At 34.8% G+C, this 18,695-nt stretch carries 16 protein-coding genes, 2 tRNA genes and 1 rRNA gene; 4 read left to right on the plus strand and 15 right to left on the minus strand.

From position 1 onward, the window contains the following. Positions 1–197: 197 nt before the first annotated feature. The 4 genes from CELAL_RS00125 to CELAL_RS00140 all read right to left on the minus strand — a co-directional run bounded on the left by CELAL_RS00125 (position 198) and on the right by CELAL_RS00140 (position 3,213). Positions 198–271, minus strand: a tRNA-Ala gene (locus CELAL_RS00125). A 152-nt stretch (positions 272–423) separates the two neighbouring features. Next, positions 424–497: transfer RNA gene (locus tag CELAL_RS00130), tRNA-Ile, on the minus strand. Positions 498–635: 138 nt separating this feature from the next. Next, positions 636–2,154, minus strand: a 16S ribosomal RNA gene (locus CELAL_RS00135). 381 nt (positions 2,155–2,535) lie between these two features. Beyond that, positions 2,536–3,213: a DUF4294 domain-containing protein gene (locus tag CELAL_RS00140; RefSeq protein ID WP_013548881.1), complete on the minus strand. Its 678-nt coding sequence runs from the start codon at positions 3,211–3,213 to the stop codon at positions 2,536–2,538. 102 nt (positions 3,214–3,315) lie between these two features. Between CELAL_RS00140 and CELAL_RS00145 the strand changes: the two genes are divergently transcribed. Both CELAL_RS00145 and CELAL_RS00150 read left to right on the plus strand, forming a co-directional pair. Then, positions 3,316–4,404 (plus strand): M42 family metallopeptidase, encoded by a 1,089-nt coding sequence (locus tag CELAL_RS00145; protein ID WP_013548882.1) that lies wholly within the window; start codon positions 3,316–3,318, stop codon positions 4,402–4,404. A gap of 51 nt (positions 4,405–4,455) precedes the next feature. Next, entirely contained in the window at positions 4,456–5,004 is a 549-nt protein-coding gene (locus tag CELAL_RS00150; protein WP_013548883.1) for an NUDIX hydrolase, read from the plus strand. On the opposite strand, the gene hisS is transcribed toward CELAL_RS00150, so the two are convergent. The 6 genes from hisS to rpsF form a co-directional block, all read right to left on the minus strand. Next, on the minus strand, positions 4,999–6,375 hold the full coding sequence (gene hisS / locus CELAL_RS00155; protein WP_013548884.1) for a histidine--tRNA ligase: 1,377 nt from the start codon (positions 6,373–6,375) through the stop codon (positions 4,999–5,001). The two genes, CELAL_RS00150 and hisS, sit on opposite strands and share 6 nt — an antisense overlap. Before the next feature lie 140 nt (positions 6,376–6,515). After that, positions 6,516–6,986, minus strand: a complete 471-nt coding sequence (locus tag CELAL_RS00160) for a DUF6495 family protein (protein ID WP_013548885.1) — start codon at positions 6,984–6,986, stop codon at positions 6,516–6,518. 113 nt (positions 6,987–7,099) lie between these two features. Further along, positions 7,100–10,273 (minus strand): TonB-dependent receptor, encoded by a 3,174-nt coding sequence (locus CELAL_RS00165; RefSeq protein ID WP_013548886.1) that lies wholly within the window; start codon positions 10,271–10,273, stop codon positions 7,100–7,102. 107 nt (positions 10,274–10,380) lie between these two features. Continuing rightward, positions 10,381–10,830, minus strand: coding sequence for a 50S ribosomal protein L9 (rplI, locus tag CELAL_RS00170; RefSeq protein ID WP_013548887.1), 450 nt, complete (start codon positions 10,828–10,830; stop codon positions 10,381–10,383). A 13-nt stretch (positions 10,831–10,843) separates the two neighbouring features. Further along, on the minus strand, positions 10,844–11,140 hold the full coding sequence (gene rpsR / locus CELAL_RS00175; RefSeq protein WP_013548888.1) for a 30S ribosomal protein S18: 297 nt from the start codon (positions 11,138–11,140) through the stop codon (positions 10,844–10,846). A 3-nt stretch (positions 11,141–11,143) separates the two neighbouring features. Continuing rightward, positions 11,144–11,482, minus strand: coding sequence for a 30S ribosomal protein S6 (rpsF, locus tag CELAL_RS00180; protein ID WP_013548889.1), 339 nt, complete (start codon positions 11,480–11,482; stop codon positions 11,144–11,146). A 244-nt stretch (positions 11,483–11,726) separates the two neighbouring features. Here rpsF and CELAL_RS00185 point away from each other — a divergent pair, with 244 nt between their 5' ends. Continuing rightward, the gene (locus tag CELAL_RS00185; RefSeq protein ID WP_013548890.1) at positions 11,727–12,419 is read left to right on the plus strand and encodes a LytR/AlgR family response regulator transcription factor; all 693 of its coding nucleotides are present in this window, start codon (positions 11,727–11,729) and stop codon (positions 12,417–12,419) included. A gap of 1 nt (position 12,420) precedes the next feature. On the opposite strand, the gene priA is transcribed toward CELAL_RS00185, so the two are convergent. From priA to nadC, 4 genes are read right to left on the minus strand one after another with little or no spacing between them, the layout of a single operon-like run. Next, positions 12,421–14,877, minus strand: a complete 2,457-nt coding sequence (gene priA / locus CELAL_RS00190; RefSeq protein WP_013548891.1) for a replication restart helicase PriA — start codon at positions 14,875–14,877, stop codon at positions 12,421–12,423. Positions 14,878–14,888: 11 nt separating this feature from the next. Beyond that, positions 14,889–15,326 (minus strand): DUF2147 domain-containing protein, encoded by a 438-nt coding sequence (locus CELAL_RS00195; RefSeq protein WP_013548892.1) that lies wholly within the window; start codon positions 15,324–15,326, stop codon positions 14,889–14,891. Next, positions 15,313–16,296 (minus strand): YihY/virulence factor BrkB family protein, encoded by a 984-nt coding sequence (locus CELAL_RS00200; RefSeq protein ID WP_013548893.1) that lies wholly within the window; start codon positions 16,294–16,296, stop codon positions 15,313–15,315. Before CELAL_RS00200 ends, CELAL_RS00195 begins: the two co-directional genes overlap by 14 nt. After that, positions 16,297–17,154 carry a carboxylating nicotinate-nucleotide diphosphorylase gene (gene nadC / locus CELAL_RS00205; RefSeq protein ID WP_013548894.1) on the minus strand — a complete coding sequence of 286 codons (858 nt, stop codon included), beginning with the start codon at positions 17,152–17,154 and terminating at the stop codon, positions 16,297–16,299. 108 nt (positions 17,155–17,262) lie between these two features. Here nadC and rlmH point away from each other — a divergent pair, with 108 nt between their 5' ends. Then, on the plus strand, positions 17,263–17,736 hold the full coding sequence (gene rlmH / locus CELAL_RS00210) for a 23S rRNA (pseudouridine(1915)-N(3))-methyltransferase RlmH (protein ID WP_013548895.1): 474 nt from the start codon (positions 17,263–17,265) through the stop codon (positions 17,734–17,736). A 2-nt stretch (positions 17,737–17,738) separates the two neighbouring features. Here the strand turns inward: rlmH and CELAL_RS00215 are convergent, their stop codons facing one another. Next, positions 17,739–18,587 (minus strand): type IV pili methyl-accepting chemotaxis transducer N-terminal domain-containing protein, encoded by an 849-nt coding sequence (locus CELAL_RS00215; RefSeq protein WP_013548896.1) that lies wholly within the window; start codon positions 18,585–18,587, stop codon positions 17,739–17,741. Between the last annotated feature and the right edge of the window lie 108 nt (positions 18,588–18,695).

Consider the following 18,695-nt stretch of genomic DNA (forward strand, 5'->3'; position numbering starts at 1 on the left):
AAATACAGTAGTACCTCTATCGTACTTTACTCTATTTTTAAATTTGTGTTTTCTTGTGACTACAATATCCCTGAAGATAATTGTAATTCACTTTGTCCCAATATGTCAATGAACTTTTTCCCCCTCCTACTCCCCCAAAGGGGGAGCGCACTTACTCGTGCTTATTCCTTCCCTTAGGGAAGGCTAGGATGGGATTGTGGAGAATATCGGAGTCGAACCGATGACCTCCTGCGTGCAAGGCAGGCGCTCTAGCCAGCTGAGCTAATCCCCCGTCTTTTAGTGATCAGTTAACAGTTATTAGTTAACAGTACTTATAACGGCTATACTCAACCTCTAAAATTTCCTTTCAAAGAATACTACTAATAGTACCTTCAATTTTAATGAACGTATCTTGATTAAATAAATAATCAAAATTTAAGCTTGTAGTCTCAGGCAGACTCGAACTGCCGACCTCTACATTATCAGTGTAGCGCTCTAACCAGCTGAGCTATGAGACTCTCACTTAGCGAATCCTTTAACAGACTCTATCAATATTATAATAACATAATTATAAGACAGCAATTTGAACAATTAATAACTTAAAAATACAAGGACTAGAACTCGTTCGTATTCAGTGTTGAGATGTTTTTCTCTAGAAAGGAGGTGTTCCAGCCGCACCTTCCGGTACGGCTACCTTGTTACGACTTAGCCCTAGTTACCGATCTTGCCCTAGGCCGCTCCTTACGGTGACGGACTTCAGGCACTCCCGGCTTCCATGGCTTGACGGGCGGTGTGTACAAGGCCCGGGAACGTATTCACCGGATCATGGCTGATATCCGATTACTAGCGATTCCAGCTTCACGGGGTCGAGTTGCAGACCCCGATCCGAACTGTGACCGGTTTTATAGATTCGCTCTCTGTTGCCAGATGGCTGCTCTCTGTACCGGCCATTGTAGCACGTGTGTGGCCCAGGACGTAAGGGCCGTGATGATTTGACGTCATCCCCACCTTCCTCACGGTTTGCACCGGCAGTCTCGTTAGAGTCCCCATCATAACATGCTGGCAACTAACGACAGGGGTTGCGCTCGTTATAGGACTTAACCTGACACCTCACGGCACGAGCTGACGACAACCATGCAGCACCTTGTAAATTGTCCGAAGAAAAGTCTATCTCTAAACCTGTCAATCTACATTTAAGCCCTGGTAAGGTTCCTCGCGTATCATCGAATTAAACCACATGCTCCACCGCTTGTGCGGGCCCCCGTCAATTCCTTTGAGTTTCATTCTTGCGAACGTACTCCCCAGGTGGGATACTTATCACTTTCGCTTGGCCGCTCAGTCCGAAAACCGAACAGCTAGTATCCATCGTTTACGGCGTGGACTACCAGGGTATCTAATCCTGTTCGCTACCCACGCTTTCGTCCATCAGCGTCAGTGTATAGTTAGTGACCTGCCTTCGCAATCGGTATTCTAAGTAATATCTATGCATTTCACCGCTACACTACTTATTCTAGCCACTTCACTATAACTCAAGACCGCCAGTATCAAAGGCAGTGCATACGGTTGAGCCGCAGCATTTCACCTCTGACTTAACAGCCCGCCTACGGACCCTTTAAACCCAATAATTCCGGATAACGCTCGGACCCTCCGTATTACCGCGGCTGCTGGCACGGAGTTAGCCGGTCCTTATTCTTACAGTACCGTCATCAATCTACACGTAGATCTTATTCTTCCTGTATAAAAGTAGTTTACAACCCATAGGGCAGTCTTCCTACACGCGGCATGGCTGGATCAGACTTCCGTCCATTGTCCAATATTCCTCACTGCTGCCTCCCGTAGGAGTCTGGTCCGTGTCTCAGTACCAGTGTGGGGGATCTCCCTCTCAGGACCCCTACCCATCGAAGTCTTGGTGTGCCGTTACCACACCAACTAACTAATGGGACGCATGCTCATCTCTTACCGTAACCTTTAATATATAACTGATGCCAGTCATATACCACATAAGGTATTAATCCAAATTTCTCTGGGCTATCCCTTAGTAAGAGGTAGATTGCATACGCGTTGCGCACCCGTGCGCCGGTCGTCAGCGGAGCAAGCTCCCTGTTACCCCTCGACTTGCATGTGTTAGGCCTGCCGCTAGCGTTCATCCTGAGCCAGGATCAAACTCTTCATCGTTGTTTTGTAAATATTATATAACATCTTAATCCAACATCTAATTCATCCGAATCCTAGCCCTTAATATTCTTTAAGCTAATTCTTTAATTCAATTTATTTAACTACCGTTTCCAGTAATTAAACGCTGTCTTACAATATGTCAATGAACTTTTATTTCTGTATCTCTTAACGCTTAGCTACGTATCGTTGTTTCCCTAAGCGGCTGCAAATATACACCCTCTTTTGAAACCTACAAGCGTTTTTGTAATTTTTTTTCAAAGAAAGATTAAACTCTTTCACACACTCCACGTTAACAAGCTTTTACACCAAAAAAATAATACTAATAAAAAAATGCAGGTTTTAAATTTACATGAAATTAACCATACAAACAAATGAAAACAGCTATTTCTTCTGAACAGACCACTTGTCTGTGAGTTGAGAGTAATCAAAATTTAAGGCTGACTTCTGCCTTTCTATTCTAAATTGAGAGAAAGCACGTTGTAATATATCCTCTATTAAATAATCTTCATGTACTAACTCTGGATTAAATTCTTCCTTAAGACTTATCTTAAACATTTTAGCTGTGGCATTATACCAGAATGCTCGCCAACCGTTCCTCAACTCTTTTACCAGGTCAAAAGCTGTATTACCTGTTTGGCGATGAATAAGCTTTACTAAGATCTGTCCCTCCGTACGTGTTAATTTTTTTAATTCATCTGAAAACTCTCCTTCAATATATTTCTGAATTTCTCTAGTGTACTTTCTTTTATGCGAGTTTTTAGTAATCTTAGTTAAACTATCATTCAACTCCGTAAGCCTATCTGCAGCTAATTTTGCATAAGGGTAAACTTTAAGTGTTTTCCTCCTTAATATATAGTACCGTAGTTTCTCCTCATAGCTAGAAAACTTAAGTTTACTAAATACATAGTACTCTTCTAACGCAATTGTACTTTGCATAATAGAATCGCCCTCCATAATAATCATCTTTTCCGCAATGGAATCTAATGGCGTTTCTTCTTCTTGTCCAAAGCAAAAAGAATACACAAGCAACAAAGCAATTAATAAGAAGTTCTTTTTCATCTATACTATTATCATGTATTGAATATCAAAATTAATAATAAACCACAGCATTGCTATTAAATAAAAGTGAATATTCTTAACTTCGTTAGAAAATATACATAAATGAGTACAAATAAGATACTGACTAAAAAATCAATTGAATTTTTAGAAAAATACTTAAATAACGCCTCCCCCACTGGATACGAATCAGAAGGACAAAAAATTTGGATGGAATATCTAAAACCGTATGTTGATACTTTTATTACGGATACCTATGGAACTGCCGTTGGAGTTATAAACCCTGATGCAAAATATAAGGTAGTTATTGAAGGCCACTCTGATGAAATTTCATGGTATGTAAATTATATTACCGATGAAGGATTAATATATGTAATTAGGAATGGCGGAAGTGATCATCAAATTGCACCATCAAAATGGGTAAACATTCATACCAAAAACGGCATCGTAAAAGGAATTTTTGGATGGCCTGCTATACACACCCGTGATAACTCAAAAGAAGAGCCACCAAAATTAGACAACATATTTATTGATATAGGAGCTAAAGACAAAAAAGAAGTTGAAAAAATGGGAGTTCATGTGGGATGTGTGATCACATACCCTGATACTTTCCAGATTTTAAATGGGAATAAATTTGTTTGTAGAGCTATTGATAACAGGGCTGGTGGCTTCATGATTGCAGAAGTAGCCCGTCTTTTGCACGAGAACAAACAAAAATTACCATTTGGTCTTTACATTACCAATTCTGTACAAGAAGAAATTGGACTTAGAGGTGCCGAGATGATTACACAAACTATTAAACCGAACGTGGCAATAGTTACAGATGTATGCCATGATACCACTACCCCAATGATTGATAAGAAAAAACAAGGTCATACCGAAATAGGTGCCGGTCCTGTGATATCTTACGCTCCTGCAGTACAAAATAAATTACGAGAGCGTATCATTGAAACTGCCGAGGCGAATAAAATCCCTTTTCAAAGAATGGCTTCTTCTCGTTATACCGGTACAGATACAGATGCATTTGCATACAGTAATGGTGGCGTTGCTTCTGCTTTAATCTCTTTACCATTACGCTATATGCATACTACTGTGGAAACCGTACATCAAGATGACGTAGAAAATGTAATTAAACTTATTTACGAAACAATCTTAAATATAAAGGACGGAGAAACGTTCAGTTATTTTGAATAATATATTCTTTACTAAATCCTCCTCACAAGGGAGGATTTTTAATAGTACAGTATGGACGAACTCATAGATCTACTAGATGCAGATGGAAATAAGACAGGCGAAACTGTTTTAAAGTCTATTGCCCATAGGAGCGGAATTTTTCATCAAACCGTGCACATCTGGTTTTATACCAAAAACCAATACATCTTATTACAGCAACGAGGGAAATACAAAACCATTTTCCCCTTATTATTTGATGTTTCTGTTGCAGGACATATTGCTTCTGGAGAAGAAATTGAAGATGCTGCAGTTCGAGAAATTGCAGAAGAAATAGGACTAAATATCTCTAAAAAAGAGTTAAAAAAAATAGGCGTATTTAAATCCATTCAAAACCACAGTCCAGAATTAATTGATGCTGAGTTTCACCATGCATTTATCGCTGAATTAAAAGTACCACTACAAGAGCTTATAAAACAAGAAAGCGAAGTGGAAGATTTACAACTCACCTCGCTTTTAAAATTTTCGGAAGAAACTTGGGGAATGGCTAATCTTAGAAAATATGTGCCACACTCCGTTCATTATTACAAAACCGTAATAAAATCTATCAAAAAAGAATTATAAATTTTTTACAAATTCCGCTACCTTATCCAAACTATACGTTTCTTGCGAACCTTCTTTCATATTTTTTACTACAAAAGAATTATTCGCTAACTCCTCATCACCAATTAAAATTACAAAAGGTACATTCCTGTTATTAGCATATTTCATCTGCTTTTGCATTTTAGCACTATTCGGATATACATCTGCTTTAACCCCTTGTTTTCTTAAATTTGTTACGAGTTTTAAAGCTGCTAAAGCTTCTTGATCGCCAAAATTAACACAAAGCACCTGTAATGATTGATCTATGGCTTCAGGAAATAATTCTAATTCCTCTAATACCAAATAGATGCGATCTAAGCCAAAAGATATACCTACTCCACTTACATCTTTCAATCCAAATATCCCCGTTAAGTCATCATAGCGACCACCGCCACCAATAGAACCCATTTTAACTCCTTCCGGAGCTCCAACTTCAAAGATAGCACCTGTGTAATAATTAAGTCCTCGTGCTAAAGTAACATCTATAGCCAATGTTGCCGTTTGCAAACCAAGCTCAGAAATTGTTTCAATAATAAAACGAAGTTCGGCCACCCCTTTTGCTCCTTCTTCCGAAGAGGATAAAAGTTTTTCTAAAGCATCTAACTGCTCCAAATTGGTTCCTGTTAACTTAAACAATGGTGATGCTTTTTCTATAGCGGTTTCAGAAATACCTTTTTCTAACATTTCTTTCTTAACACCTTCTTCTCCTATTTTATCTAATTTATCTAATGCGACTGTAAAGTCTATCAAATTATCTTTAGCGCCAATAACTTCCGCGATACCAGCTAAAATTTTTCTATTGTTCATTTTGATGGTTACCCCATCTAATTTTAAATCGGCAAATACAGCATCATACAATTGCACAAACTCTACCTCCTGCAATAATGAGTCTGAACCTACAACATCTGCATCACATTGATAAAATTCTCTAAAACGTCCTTTTTGAGGCCTATCTGCTCTCCAAACGGGTTGTATCTGATATCTTTTAAACGGAAAGTCTATTTCGTTTTGATGCATTACTACATAACGCGCAAACGGCACGGTAAGGTCATAACGCAATGCTTTTTCTGATATTTTTGAAGTTATTGCATTTGAGTTTTTCTCACGGTAAGTAGCATCATCTACTTTATTTAAATAATCTCCAGAGTTTAATATTTTAAATATCAAACGATCTCCTTCATCTCCATACTTTCCCATTAAGGTATCAGAGTTTTCAAAAGATGGTGTTTCAATAGGCTGAAAACCGAAGGTTTGAAAATTCTTCTTAATCGTATCAAATATATAATTACGCTTTACTACCTCTGAAGGAGTAAAATCTCTAGTACCTTTTGGAATAGATGGTTTTTGTGCCATGTAATAGTATGTGTTCTTGTTTTTACTAAGACCTTAAATTAATAGTATAAGCTCTCTTAAATTATTCTTGGGTATTATTTGCAAAAGTTCTGAAATTCAAGATTGTCAAGAGCTCTCAGAATGTAGCCGTAAATATCGACTTATCCTATGACTTTTTCAAACCATTGGTACAACTCTCCTTTTGTAATCACAGCACCTTTTTTTATAAGTTCAAATTTATCAAGGTTCTTATCGTCCTTATAAGCCTTAGATGCTGAAAGATATTCTACAAAATCTGATTGCCAGTTTTTCTTAAACCAATTAAAACCTATTTCTGTTGTTAAGTCTATCTCAGGATTCATCACCTTAACAGAGATTAATTTCATCTCTTTTTCTGTTAAATGAAACAAATGCATTTGTTGCGCTGAAATATTCTCCACAAAATCTACTTTATTTAAAACACCCTCCCAAACTAAATCTGAGAATACATCTAATTCTTCTTCCGCTACTTCAGGTGTATCTGTTTTAATTTTTTCCCACTCCTCTCCTGTGATAGATTGTGTGGCTAAGAAATTAATGAATTCCTGATGTAATTCTTCTAACTGTTGCTTTGTAAGTCTTGTATACTTCATTACTTGCTTTTACGGTTTGATTTGCTTTTGTACAAATTCAAAATCTTGGCAAAAATAAAAAGGCTGTACAAATTGTACAGCCTTTTTAAGATTTAATATTATTTATTTTTCAATTAGAAGATGTAACGCACTCCAAATTGTGCTTGCCATCTTGATGCTAAACTAGCATCAAAGCCATAAGTCTTAGTTAAACTAGGGTCAAATGTATACGTCGGTGTATTGGTAGCATCTACAGAAACTCCTATAGGACTCACATTATTAGGTTGTTGAATAACACCCCAATCAGAATTGATTAAGTTACCTACATTAAGAACATCAATACTAAATTGGATTTTATTATCATTATCAAAGGTGTAATCCTGTAATATTTTCATATCCCATTTACCTCTCCATGGTGCTAATGCGCCATAACGCTCCATATATTCTCCTCTATTATCACTTAAATAATCATCTTGTTGAATATAGGCTTCAAAAGCTTCCGCTTGTCCTGCTCCTGAAAATTGCATTTGACCAACTTCTGCAGCTGTAGGAATGTATAGTAAATCATTGTTCTGGAAAGAACTGTCTCCGTTTATATTTCCAGCATAGGTATAATTGTAACGCGCTCCTTGTCCGTACTCAAAGAAGGTAGAAATAGTCGTGTTCCATTTTCCTTGACCGTATTCAAAGTTTTTAGACAATACCCCAATAAATCTATGGGTATCTCCGTATTTAGAATATCCTAATACATCATTATTCGCATTCCCTAAAGTTGGGTTAAAATCAAACGCGTCACCTGTAATCTCCGCTTCTATTGAGTTTACATCTTTTGCATTTAAATAACTATAGGCCCCCATGACATACAAACCATTACTGAAGTTTTTCTGTGCTTTCACAGATGCATTCCAAATTCTACCTTTATCTGAGTTTGTAAATACATAAGCGTTAGTAGAACCTCCGAAAGCATTTGATGCAAAATCACCAGCCTCATATACAGGTCTATTATCTCCTGGTGCATTCAATGTTCCACTTGGTGTATTTAATCCCCAGTTTTGAACATGTGCGGCATTTAAATCTTTCGTATAAGAAACGTCTGCCGTTAGCACGATATCATTATCAAACCGATGGTCAACCCCTAAATTAGTTCTCCATACTTGTGGCCATTGAAAATCAGGATCTACTGCTTGATAGAAGAAAAAATCTACTCCTTGCACTTGGTTTCCTAACCATACAAATGGCAACTTACCTGTAAATACGCCTGTACCACCACGTAATTGCGTAGTTTTATCACCTTTAAGATCCCAATTAAAACCAACTCTAGGAGATATTAACCAATCATTTGTTGGTAACTGCTCTGAATCAATAGTAGTCTCTTCTCCAGTGTTTGGGTTGTAATAAATATTATCGGGTTGAAAATTATCTATTTTTCTCTCGATATTCTCTGCTATTTTTTCTTTAGTATCAAAATATAGCGGCTTATCAAAACGAATTCCATAGGTTAATTTAAAATTATCTGTTGCACTCCATTCATCTTGCACATAAAATGAAAACTGACCTACGTTTGTTTCCGCTAGTTGCCAACCGTCACCGTCATCAAATTGGTTGTTATTCGCAAATTGGGCTTCAGCTCCCTGAATCATTCCATCTATCATTCCCCCTGGTTGTGCAAATGATAAAAACTCGCCTACTGACGCAAAATTTCTGTCGTCATTAAAATTATTTGGTGTACCGTTAACATCAAAACCAAAAGTACCTCCATAATTTCCTAGGTTAAATGAGTTATCAAATTGAAATTTTTCAAAAGAAAAACCTATCGTATAGGTATGATTTCCTTTAAAAACATTCATATTATTGGTTAACTGAAATACTTTCTGATCTAATCTATTATGAATTGAAAATGGCTCATGACCTGCAATGATATAATTAGAACCGGCACCATCTTGAATAATTATACTTGGAGCTGGTGTTGAAAGAGGATTTCTAAAATCATCAAAATGTGTATACCCCACTTGTAACTTATTCGTTACTTCATCAGATAAGGTAGAATTCAATTCTAATTGAATAGAGTTTAATTTGTTGTTAATTTCATAGCCAGACTTCTCAAACTGCAATGTAGAAAAGCTTGGACCTCTTACACCAATTGCTGTAGGGTGTGCTGGTTTTTCACTAGATGCATCTAAGAAATTATAGATAAGCGCTAACCTGTTCTTATCATTAATATTCCAATCTAATTTAAAAAGTCCCTTTGTAGATCCTGATCCGTAGGTAAAACCACTGTAAGCGCCAGTATCATAACCAAGACCAGCTAAAGCAGATTGTACAGACATTAAATCTGACTCTAATACTCTAGACTCATTTATAGCACCTGAACCTGTATTGGGTACCCAACCATTGGTTCCTAAATCATCTCTCTCTTCTTTTTCAAAATTCGCAAAGAAGAATAATTTATTTTTTACTATTGGCCCTCCAATACTTAAACCATATTGTGTTTGTGAAAGTTTTGGCTTTATGACATCTTCGCCTTTAATTTTACCACCCGTTAAATCTTCATTTCTAAAAAAGCCGTAAACCGTACCATGAAATTCATTCGTACCACTTTTAGTAACTGCATTAACAGTAGCTCCAGTAAAACCAGATTGCGATACATCATAAGGAGCTGTAGACACTTGAATTTGCTCAATAGCATCTAAAGAAATAGGCTGAGAACCTGTTTGCCCCCCAGGTGTTGGAGAATCTAAACCAAATGGGTTGTTGAAAATAGCGCCATCTAGAGAAAAGTTGTTGTATTGATCATTACGACCACCAAAAGAGTTACCACTAGCTGTAGGCTCTAATCGTGTGAAATCTGAAGCAGATCTAGATATTGTTGGTAATCTTGTTAATTCTCTACTACCAACACTGGTTTCTGCACCTGTACGACCACTACCAAAAGTTCCACTTTGATCTGATACAACCACTACTTCTTGTAATGCCTGACTATCTGAAGCCAAAGTAACATCTACGTTAAAGGTTTGGCCTAAAGTAAGATACACGTCTGACTTTGATTGTGTTTTGTATCCAATATAAGAGATTGAAACCTCGTAAGGACCACCTACTCTTAAATTTAATAAATTAAATCTACCGTCCTCATTAGAGATAGCACCATAAGTTGTGCCTGTTGGTGTATGAACGACTACAATGTTAGCGCCAAATAATGGTTCATTAACATCGTCAATAATAAGACCTTTAATATTAGAGGTCGTTACTTGGGAAAATGCTCCGAAGGAGACAAATAGAAGCACAAATAATGCACAAGCCTTTTTAAACATAATTATGTGAGTTTATAGTTTAAAACGAAATTAGCACAAAAAAAAAGAGCCATGCGAACATGACTCTTTTTTTATTAAGTATTTGTTAACTATTTGTTAACTAATTTTTACTTACCACCAACTACCTCAAAAGGGAAATCTACAACTACATCTCTATGTAATCTGATTTGAGCATTGTAAGGACCAGTTCTCTTGATAGCACCACCTGCGATAGAGATGAATTTTTTCTCGATTTCTTGACCTTCTTTTGCTAAAGCTTCAGCTAAATCATTGTTAGTTACAGATCCAAATAATTTGTCACCTGCACCAGATTTAGCAGAAATTTTAATCTCTAGTTGTCTTAATGCTTCCGCTGTTTTATTTGCAGCATCAACAATTTTCTTTTCTTTATGAGCTCTTTGCTTCAAGTTTTCTGCTAATACTTTTTTAGCAGAAACAGTAGCCATAGTAGCTAATCTATTAGGAATAAGAAAATTTCTTCCGTAACCGTTTTTTACAGTCACTAAATCATCCTTAAAGCCTAAATTCTGAACGTCTTCTTTTAATATAAGTTCCATTGTTCGTATTTTTTTATTTTAATAAATCACCAACATATGGCATTAATGCTAAATGACGTGCTCTTTTCACAGCTACAGCCACTTTTCTTTGGTACTTCAATGAAGTTCCAGTAAGTCTTCTAGGAAGTAACTTACCTTGCTCATTAACTAATTTAATTAAAAAGTCTGGATCTTTGTAATCTACATACTTGATACCAGATTTCTTAAAACGACAATACTTCTTTTGAGTATTGGTGTCGATATTTAGAGGAGTTAAATACCTAATTTCTCCGTCTTTTTTACCTTTTGCTTGTTGTTCTATTGATGACATAACTTAAGCTTTAGTTTTTAACTTTGTTCTTCTTCTTTCTGCCCATGAAATAGCATGCTTGTCTAACTTTACAGTCAAGAAACGCATGATACGCTCATCTCTTCTGAATTCTAATTCAAAAGGGGAAACAACTTCTCCTGTAGAACTAAATTCAAACAAATGGTAAAAACCACTTTTCTTGTGTTGTATTGGATAAGCCAATTTTTTTAGGCCCCAATTTTCTTTAGATACCATTTTGGCATCTTTGCTAATTAAGAAATCTTCAAATTTCTTAACTGTTTCCTCTATCTGAGTATCAGATAGAACGGGATTCAAAATGAAAACAGTTTCGTAATGATTCATATTAATATATTTTTAAGAGCGCAAAAGTAACAATAATTCTGAGTTTACACAAGATTTCTTGAAAAACTTCGTTATAAGATTCAGTATGCGTAAACTTAACCTAAAAAAAATAAACTTAACCTAAATTTTGATCATGTATTTTGCTGATTACACAACAAATTATACCATATTCACATCTTTTGTTGTAGTTCATCGTGTTTTTTCAGTACTTTGCCTATGATTTAACCCCACAAATCAACCTTTTATGAAACTAAGAAGTATAATTGTAGACGATTCATCCATGCAGAGGATGGCAGTTGCTAAGCTAGTAAACAACCATCCAAACTTGGCCCTGGTTGCAGAGTATAGCAATGCAATTGAAGCAAAAAATGGAATTAAGAACAATGAAATTGATCTAATTTTCCTTGATGTTGAGATGCCTATTATTAGTGGTTTTGATTTGCTTGAGTCCTTAGATAACAGGCCACAAGTAATATTAATTACAGGTAAACCAGACTATGCACTCAAAGCTTTTGACTATGATGTCACTGACTATTTGCATAAACCTATTACCATGTCCAGGTTTGACGCTTCTGTAAAAAGAGCAGTTGCCAAATTTGAACAACTACACAGAATAAATGAGGATGAGGAGCATATTTTTGTAAAAAGTAACCTTAAAAAGAGAAAGGTTATATTAAATGATATTAAATGGATTGAAGCTCTTGGTGATTATATTAAATTAGTTACCGATGAAGCAAACATTGTAATTTTATCTACAATGAAATCCTTTGAAGAACAATTACCAGACGATAAATTCTTAAGAATTCATAAATCTTATATTATCAACTTAGAAAAAGTAGAGAAGTTCAACAGTAAAAATGTTGAAGTAAGTGGGCGCTCTATTCCTTTAAGTAGAAATAAAAAGACTGAATTAGCAGAAGCGTTAAACAACGTATAAACTATATATAATCTACATTGTAGATTACACGTACGCTAGCGTACTGCGAAATAGCATTAAAAGATTTTTCAATTCTTTTAATGCTATTTTTAGTTTTACCCAAAGCTTGACCATTAGGTATCTTTATCAAAACATTTTTTAAGTATTGGTTTCTAATTCTAGACACCGGAGGAAACTCTGGCCCTAAGACATGGATACCAAATGCATTTCGCAACCCTTTTGTAAACCATTCTGCCGCTTCATTAAGTTTGTTATAATCTTTATGCTTAAACGTTATTTTAATAATGCGATTTATTGGTGGATATTTATACTGTTGCCTTTCATACAACTGCTCCTTAAACATCCCTTCATAATCACCAGTAGATACTTGTTTTAATATTTGGTGGTATGGGTTGTAGCTCTGAATAATTACTTTACCTCGCTTTTTTGTTCGCCCTGCCCTACCCGATACCTGAGTAAGCAATTGATAGCTGCGTTCATGAGCTCTAAAATCTGGAAAATTTAGCAACGTATCTGCATTCATAATTCCTACTAGATTTACATTTCTAAAATCTAATCCTTTCGTAAGCATTTGTGTACCTACTAAAATGTCTATCTCTTGCTGCTCAAATGCCGTAATAATTTTTTCGTAGCCATATTTTCCTCGTGTCGTATCTAGATCCATACGACCAACTTTTACATCAGGAAATAAGTTATTCAATTCTTGTTCTACTTGTTCTGTTCCAAAACCTTTAGTATCTAGCGTAGCACTCCCGCATGCCTCACAAGCTAAAGGCACTGCTATATTGTAACTACAATAATGACAACGCAATTGCTTTTTATGTTGATGATACGTTAAACTAACATCACAATTAGGGCATTGAGGAGAGTGTCCGCAAGTAGTACATTCCATAATAGGGGCGTACCCTCTTCTATTTTGAAATAAAATTACTTGCTCCCCGTTTTCTAAAGTTTCCTTAATCTCCTCCAATAATCGCTCGGAGAAATGACCTTTCATTCTCTTTTTCCTAGTCAACTCCTTAATATCAACCAATTCAATATCTGGCATTAGAACATTGCCAAATCTTCGTAGAATACTGGCATAGCCATATTTACCAGACTGTGCATTGTAATAACTTTCTACACTAGGTGTTGCGGACCCCAATAAAATTTTAGCCTTATGTAATTTCCCTAAAACAATAGCTGTATCTCGTGCATGGTAACGTGGCGCAGGATCATATTGCTTAAATGAACTCTCATGCTCTTCATCAATAATAACTAAACCTAAGTCTGCGAAAGGCATAAATAATGCAGATCTTGCTCCAATCACTATTTGTGCTTTTGCTTTATTTGCTAAAACATTATTCCAAACTTCTACACGCTCCTGAACACTGTACTTAGAATGATATACTGCTACTTTTTCTCCAAAATATTCCTGTAGCCTTGAAATTAACTGCGTAGTTAATGCAATTTCAGGCAATAGATATAAAGCTTGTTTATTTGAACGAATACACTCTTCAATCAATTTAACATAAACCTCTGTTTTCCCTGAAGAAGTTACTCCATGTAATAAAGTAGGTAGCTTTTTATCAAACCCTATTCTAATATCTTTTAAGGCCTCTTCCTGATACTCGTTTAATGATTTTAGACTTTCATTATCTCCATCTTCTACATAAACCACTCTATCTGTTTGTACAAAATACTCTTCGAGAATAGCTTTATCAATAAGGGTTTTTATTATAGCCGCAGAACTTTTACTTGCCACTTCCAACTCAGAAACTTTAATAGGCTTTTTTGTTGTGGCTTGCAATTGAAATAATGTTAAAACAACTTGACTTTGTTTGGGAGCTCTTGTCAAGGTAGTTAACAATTCCTCAAGTTTTTCTTCGGATAGATATGCCTTCCCCATACGAACATAACGCACCATTTTTGGCTTATACTGCTCGTACACTTCTTCTTTTAGGATGATAATGTTTTTGTCTAAGAGTCTATTTAATACCGGGAGTATATTCTTTTTTTCTAAAATGGCACTTATTTCTTGTACGCGTAGTATAGATTGATGTTCTAAAGCTTCGAACACCAAGAATTCGTCATCTAAAAGCTCATTTTCATCTGCATTAAAATTCTTATTCTTTAGAATTAATGTTTCACTTTCTAATAAAAAGGCATTAGGCACAGCAGATCTAAAAACTTCACCTACACTACACATATAATACTCCGCAATCCAGAACCAATGTTTTAATTGCGTGGCAGTTACTAAAGGAATTTCATCTAATATTTGATGAATTTCTTTGGCGTCATAGACTGCTGGTGGTGTTTGGTGCACCTCATGCACCAGAGCGGTATATATTTTAGATTTTCCAAATGGAACTGCTACTCGCATTCCTGGTTGCAAAAAATCTGCTTCTGCTTCAGAAATACTGTATGTAAACAGTTTTTCTAACGGTATAGGAAGAATTACATTGATAAAATAAGACATGCTATGGTGTTCTAATCTTTTACTCGTATCCAAGTTTGAGTTCGAAAAATGAATGCTAAATACCCTCGAACTTTAAGCTCATTGGGGTTATCAGGATTCAACCAAATTTTACAACGAAAGGTCATGGCTTGTTCTGGATCAAATAAATACTTTCCTTTCCATTCTCCACCACTGTGAGCTTCAGCTGCTTTAATGATCGTCATTCCTAAAACAGGCTTATCTTTTAAATCTCCTTCGCATTTGGTACATTTAAAATTTTCTTTACCATCTTCTAATATCTTTACGATATCGCCATACATCTTACCGTCTTTCTTATATATTTTAATAACCCCTTTAGGTTTCCCTGTGCGATCGTCAATTGTTTTCCACTCATCAAAAACTGTTTGACCAAAACTAAAATTGATTAAAAATATTCCTATAAAAAAAAATAATAGCTTATGGTGTTTCATCTTTCTGATTTAGATTATTTCTAACTGAGTTTATGGTTGCATTCAGTTCAAAACCTAGCAACAATATATTAGAATTTAACCAAATAAACACCATTAATATTAATAATCCTCCTAAAGCACCATATAACTCATTATAACGCGCAAATTTCTCTACATACACACCAAATAAATACGAAGTAAAAATAAATAGCAAGGTGGTCATTGTAGCACCGGCAGAGAAAAATCTTGCCTGTCTACCTTCAGCTGTTCCAAAATAATACAATATTGCCGTTGTTAAATATGATAGAATAATAAAAAATAAAATTTTCGCAATCCGCACTCCTATTATATCCGTTTCTTCTAAATTGGTACCATATGTTTTTGTTACCAAATCACTTGCATATTCTACAATATAAAACTCAGAATACACAAAAGAAATTGCCGCTACTATGAGTAAAATAGACAAGATTAACCCTACGAAGAGCGCATATAAATATTGTCTAAAAAAGTTCCTTGTTAAGTTTACATGGTATGAATTCTCAAAACCTCCAAAAATTGCATTCACTCCGTTTGCTACAAGAAATATGGAAATTACAAACGTAGAAGACAATAAACCTCCTCTTTTTTGATCTTTAATTTGAATAAATATTTCCTCAAAATAATCACCTGTTGCATTTGGTAAAAATGATTCTAAAAAAGCCAGAAAATCAGATTCAAAATTGGTCTCTCCATTAATCTGAATATAAGGAATTAAGAAAGGCAATAAACTCAGTAAAAAGATTAACAAAGGAAAAAGAGCCATAAATAAGCTGAATGCAATAGCACTTGCTCTAGTAGAAAGGGCTCCTTGTATTATTCCTGATAAATACAATTCTATTAGCTCATACAAAGAAAGACCTTCAAAAGCGGCAAATTTTACCCTTTTAAGCAACCTCGCCAACCAGTTTACAATCGGAATTTTATCTATTTTCTCTTCTATTGCTGTAGACATTTATACCGCTTTAAGACTTAAATCCATATTGTAAACAGAATGTGTTAATGCTCCAGACGATATATAATTTACACCACACTCTGCATACTCACGAATTGTATGTTCATTAATACCTCCCGAAGATTCCGTCAAACATTGGTTGCCTATTAATTTAACTGCTGTCTTTGTGTCTTTAAATGAAAAATTATCTAATAAAATTCGGTAAACACCTTTAGCTTCTAGAATTTGCTGAACCTCATTTAAATCTCGTGCTTCAACTATTATTTTCAAATCTCTATTTGTGTCTTTTAAATATTGCTTTGTCTTTTCTATAGCTTTAGCTAAACCTCCAGCAAAATCTATATGATTATCTTTTAACATAATCATATCATACAAAGCAAACCTATGGTTTTCTCCTCCTCCAATTTTAACCGCCCATTTTTCTAATGCTCTAATTCCTGGAGTAGTTTTTCTAGTATCAAGAATTTTTGTGTCTGTGCCTTCTAACAATTTTACAAAATAATTTGTTTTAGTTGCAATTGCACTCATACGTTGCATCGCGTTTAACACCAAACGTTCAGATTTCAGAATACTTTGTGAGCTCCCTTCTACATAAAAAACGATATCGCCATGTTTAACTTTATCGCCTTCTTTTAAAACAGTTTCAATTTTCAGGTTTTTATCTACATAACTAAATACTTGCTTAACAAAATCTATACCCGCAATAATACCCGTATCTTTCACTAACAACTTTGCTTTACCTGTTGCTGTTACGGGAATACAAGCTAGAGAACTATGATCGCCATCTCCTACATCTTCACGGATTGCATTTGCTATAATTAATTCTATTTCTGTATTAAATTGCTCTTTTGAAATCATTGAAAATTTTCTTATTTGCTAATTTACTAAATACTTTACTTAGAGTAGACTCCCTATAAATTTATATTCTTTATTATTAAACGTAAAAATTCTGATTAAATTTGCCTTATGACAATCAAACTTTTAGCCATAGGAAAAACAGACAGTTCTCACCTGTCTCAACTTATTGAAGAATACGAAAATAGACTTAAACATTATATCAAATTTGATTTAGAATTAATCCCCGATATTAAAAACACTAAAAATTTATCGGAAGCACAACAGAAAGAAAAAGAAGGTGAAGCCATTTTAAAAAAAATAACTAATACCGATGTTTTAATTCTATTAGATGAAAATGGAAAACAATTTACTTCTATTGATTTTTCTAATTATTTACAAAAAAAAATGAATTCAGGAATTAAACAATTGGTTTTTGTTATTGGCGGTCCTTACGGTTTTAGCGATGCCATTTACAACAAAGCACAAGGCAAAATAAGTTTATCTAAAATGACCTTTTCCCACCAAATGATTCGCCTTTTTATAGTAGAACAAGTATACCGAGCATTTACTATTTTAAAAAACGAACCTTACCACCATCAATAATTTTACTTTTTCCTATCAAATAATTTATCTAATTTAGTTAGAAGAATATCTAACTTACTTATTTCTTCCTCGTCACTTTCTAAAGACTTTAACATGTTTTCTGATACTTCATTAAGTGCATCTAACTCTGTAATAACGCACGCTACTAAATCTTCTTTATTTTCTATTTTCCGTTCAATTTTTAGCACATGCTGAAGATCTTTTATATTTTTCATGTGCGAAGCATACGCATGAGATTGATGCCACGAAATCTCTTTAAGCTTTTGGTTCTGAGAGGTAGTTTTTCTAATAATAGGATTTACAATATAAACTATCTCAAAAAGGATAATAAACAGCGACAGGACCGCTAACTCTACCTCTATGATCATAATCGTTTTTATTTCTTCTTCTGATTCTTGTTGAAACTTAAGAACAATACCGTCCATAATTTTTAGAAAACTATCTACATGACCAGATAGCTCTATTACAGAAACTTCTGCAATACGATCTGTAGCATTTAAATTAGCATAGATATAATCTAAATGCGGTTGCAATTTTTTAAAATCAGCTATTATTTCAGGATTCTCTACCGGATAAAAACCAAGTTTCTCATCTCCGTTTTGTAAAACTTCATCTGTTCTATATAATTTAGCCAAGGCTACTTTTAATTCTGAATAATTACAGTCATAATCTTTACATTCATAAAAATCTTTTAACACTAACTGACTAAACATACGTTGTTTACCCGCAACATTAATGACAGCCGCCATACGTTCCTGGTTTCTTAAAGAATACTGAATAATTGATTGAATTAAAACCGTTAAAATGATAATCGTACTGACTAATAAATAATATTTATAAAATTTTTTCACGTACTAAATTTTTTATCCAAAAAATTACAAAGGAATTTTCCTACAAGGTATTTGATATCTAATTTATGAACAACAAATTGTTGTGAAACATATGATAATAGATAGCTA

The organism is Cellulophaga algicola DSM 14237, from assembly GCF_000186265.1.
Taxonomy (GTDB): domain Bacteria; phylum Bacteroidota; class Bacteroidia; order Flavobacteriales; family Flavobacteriaceae; genus Cellulophaga; species Cellulophaga algicola.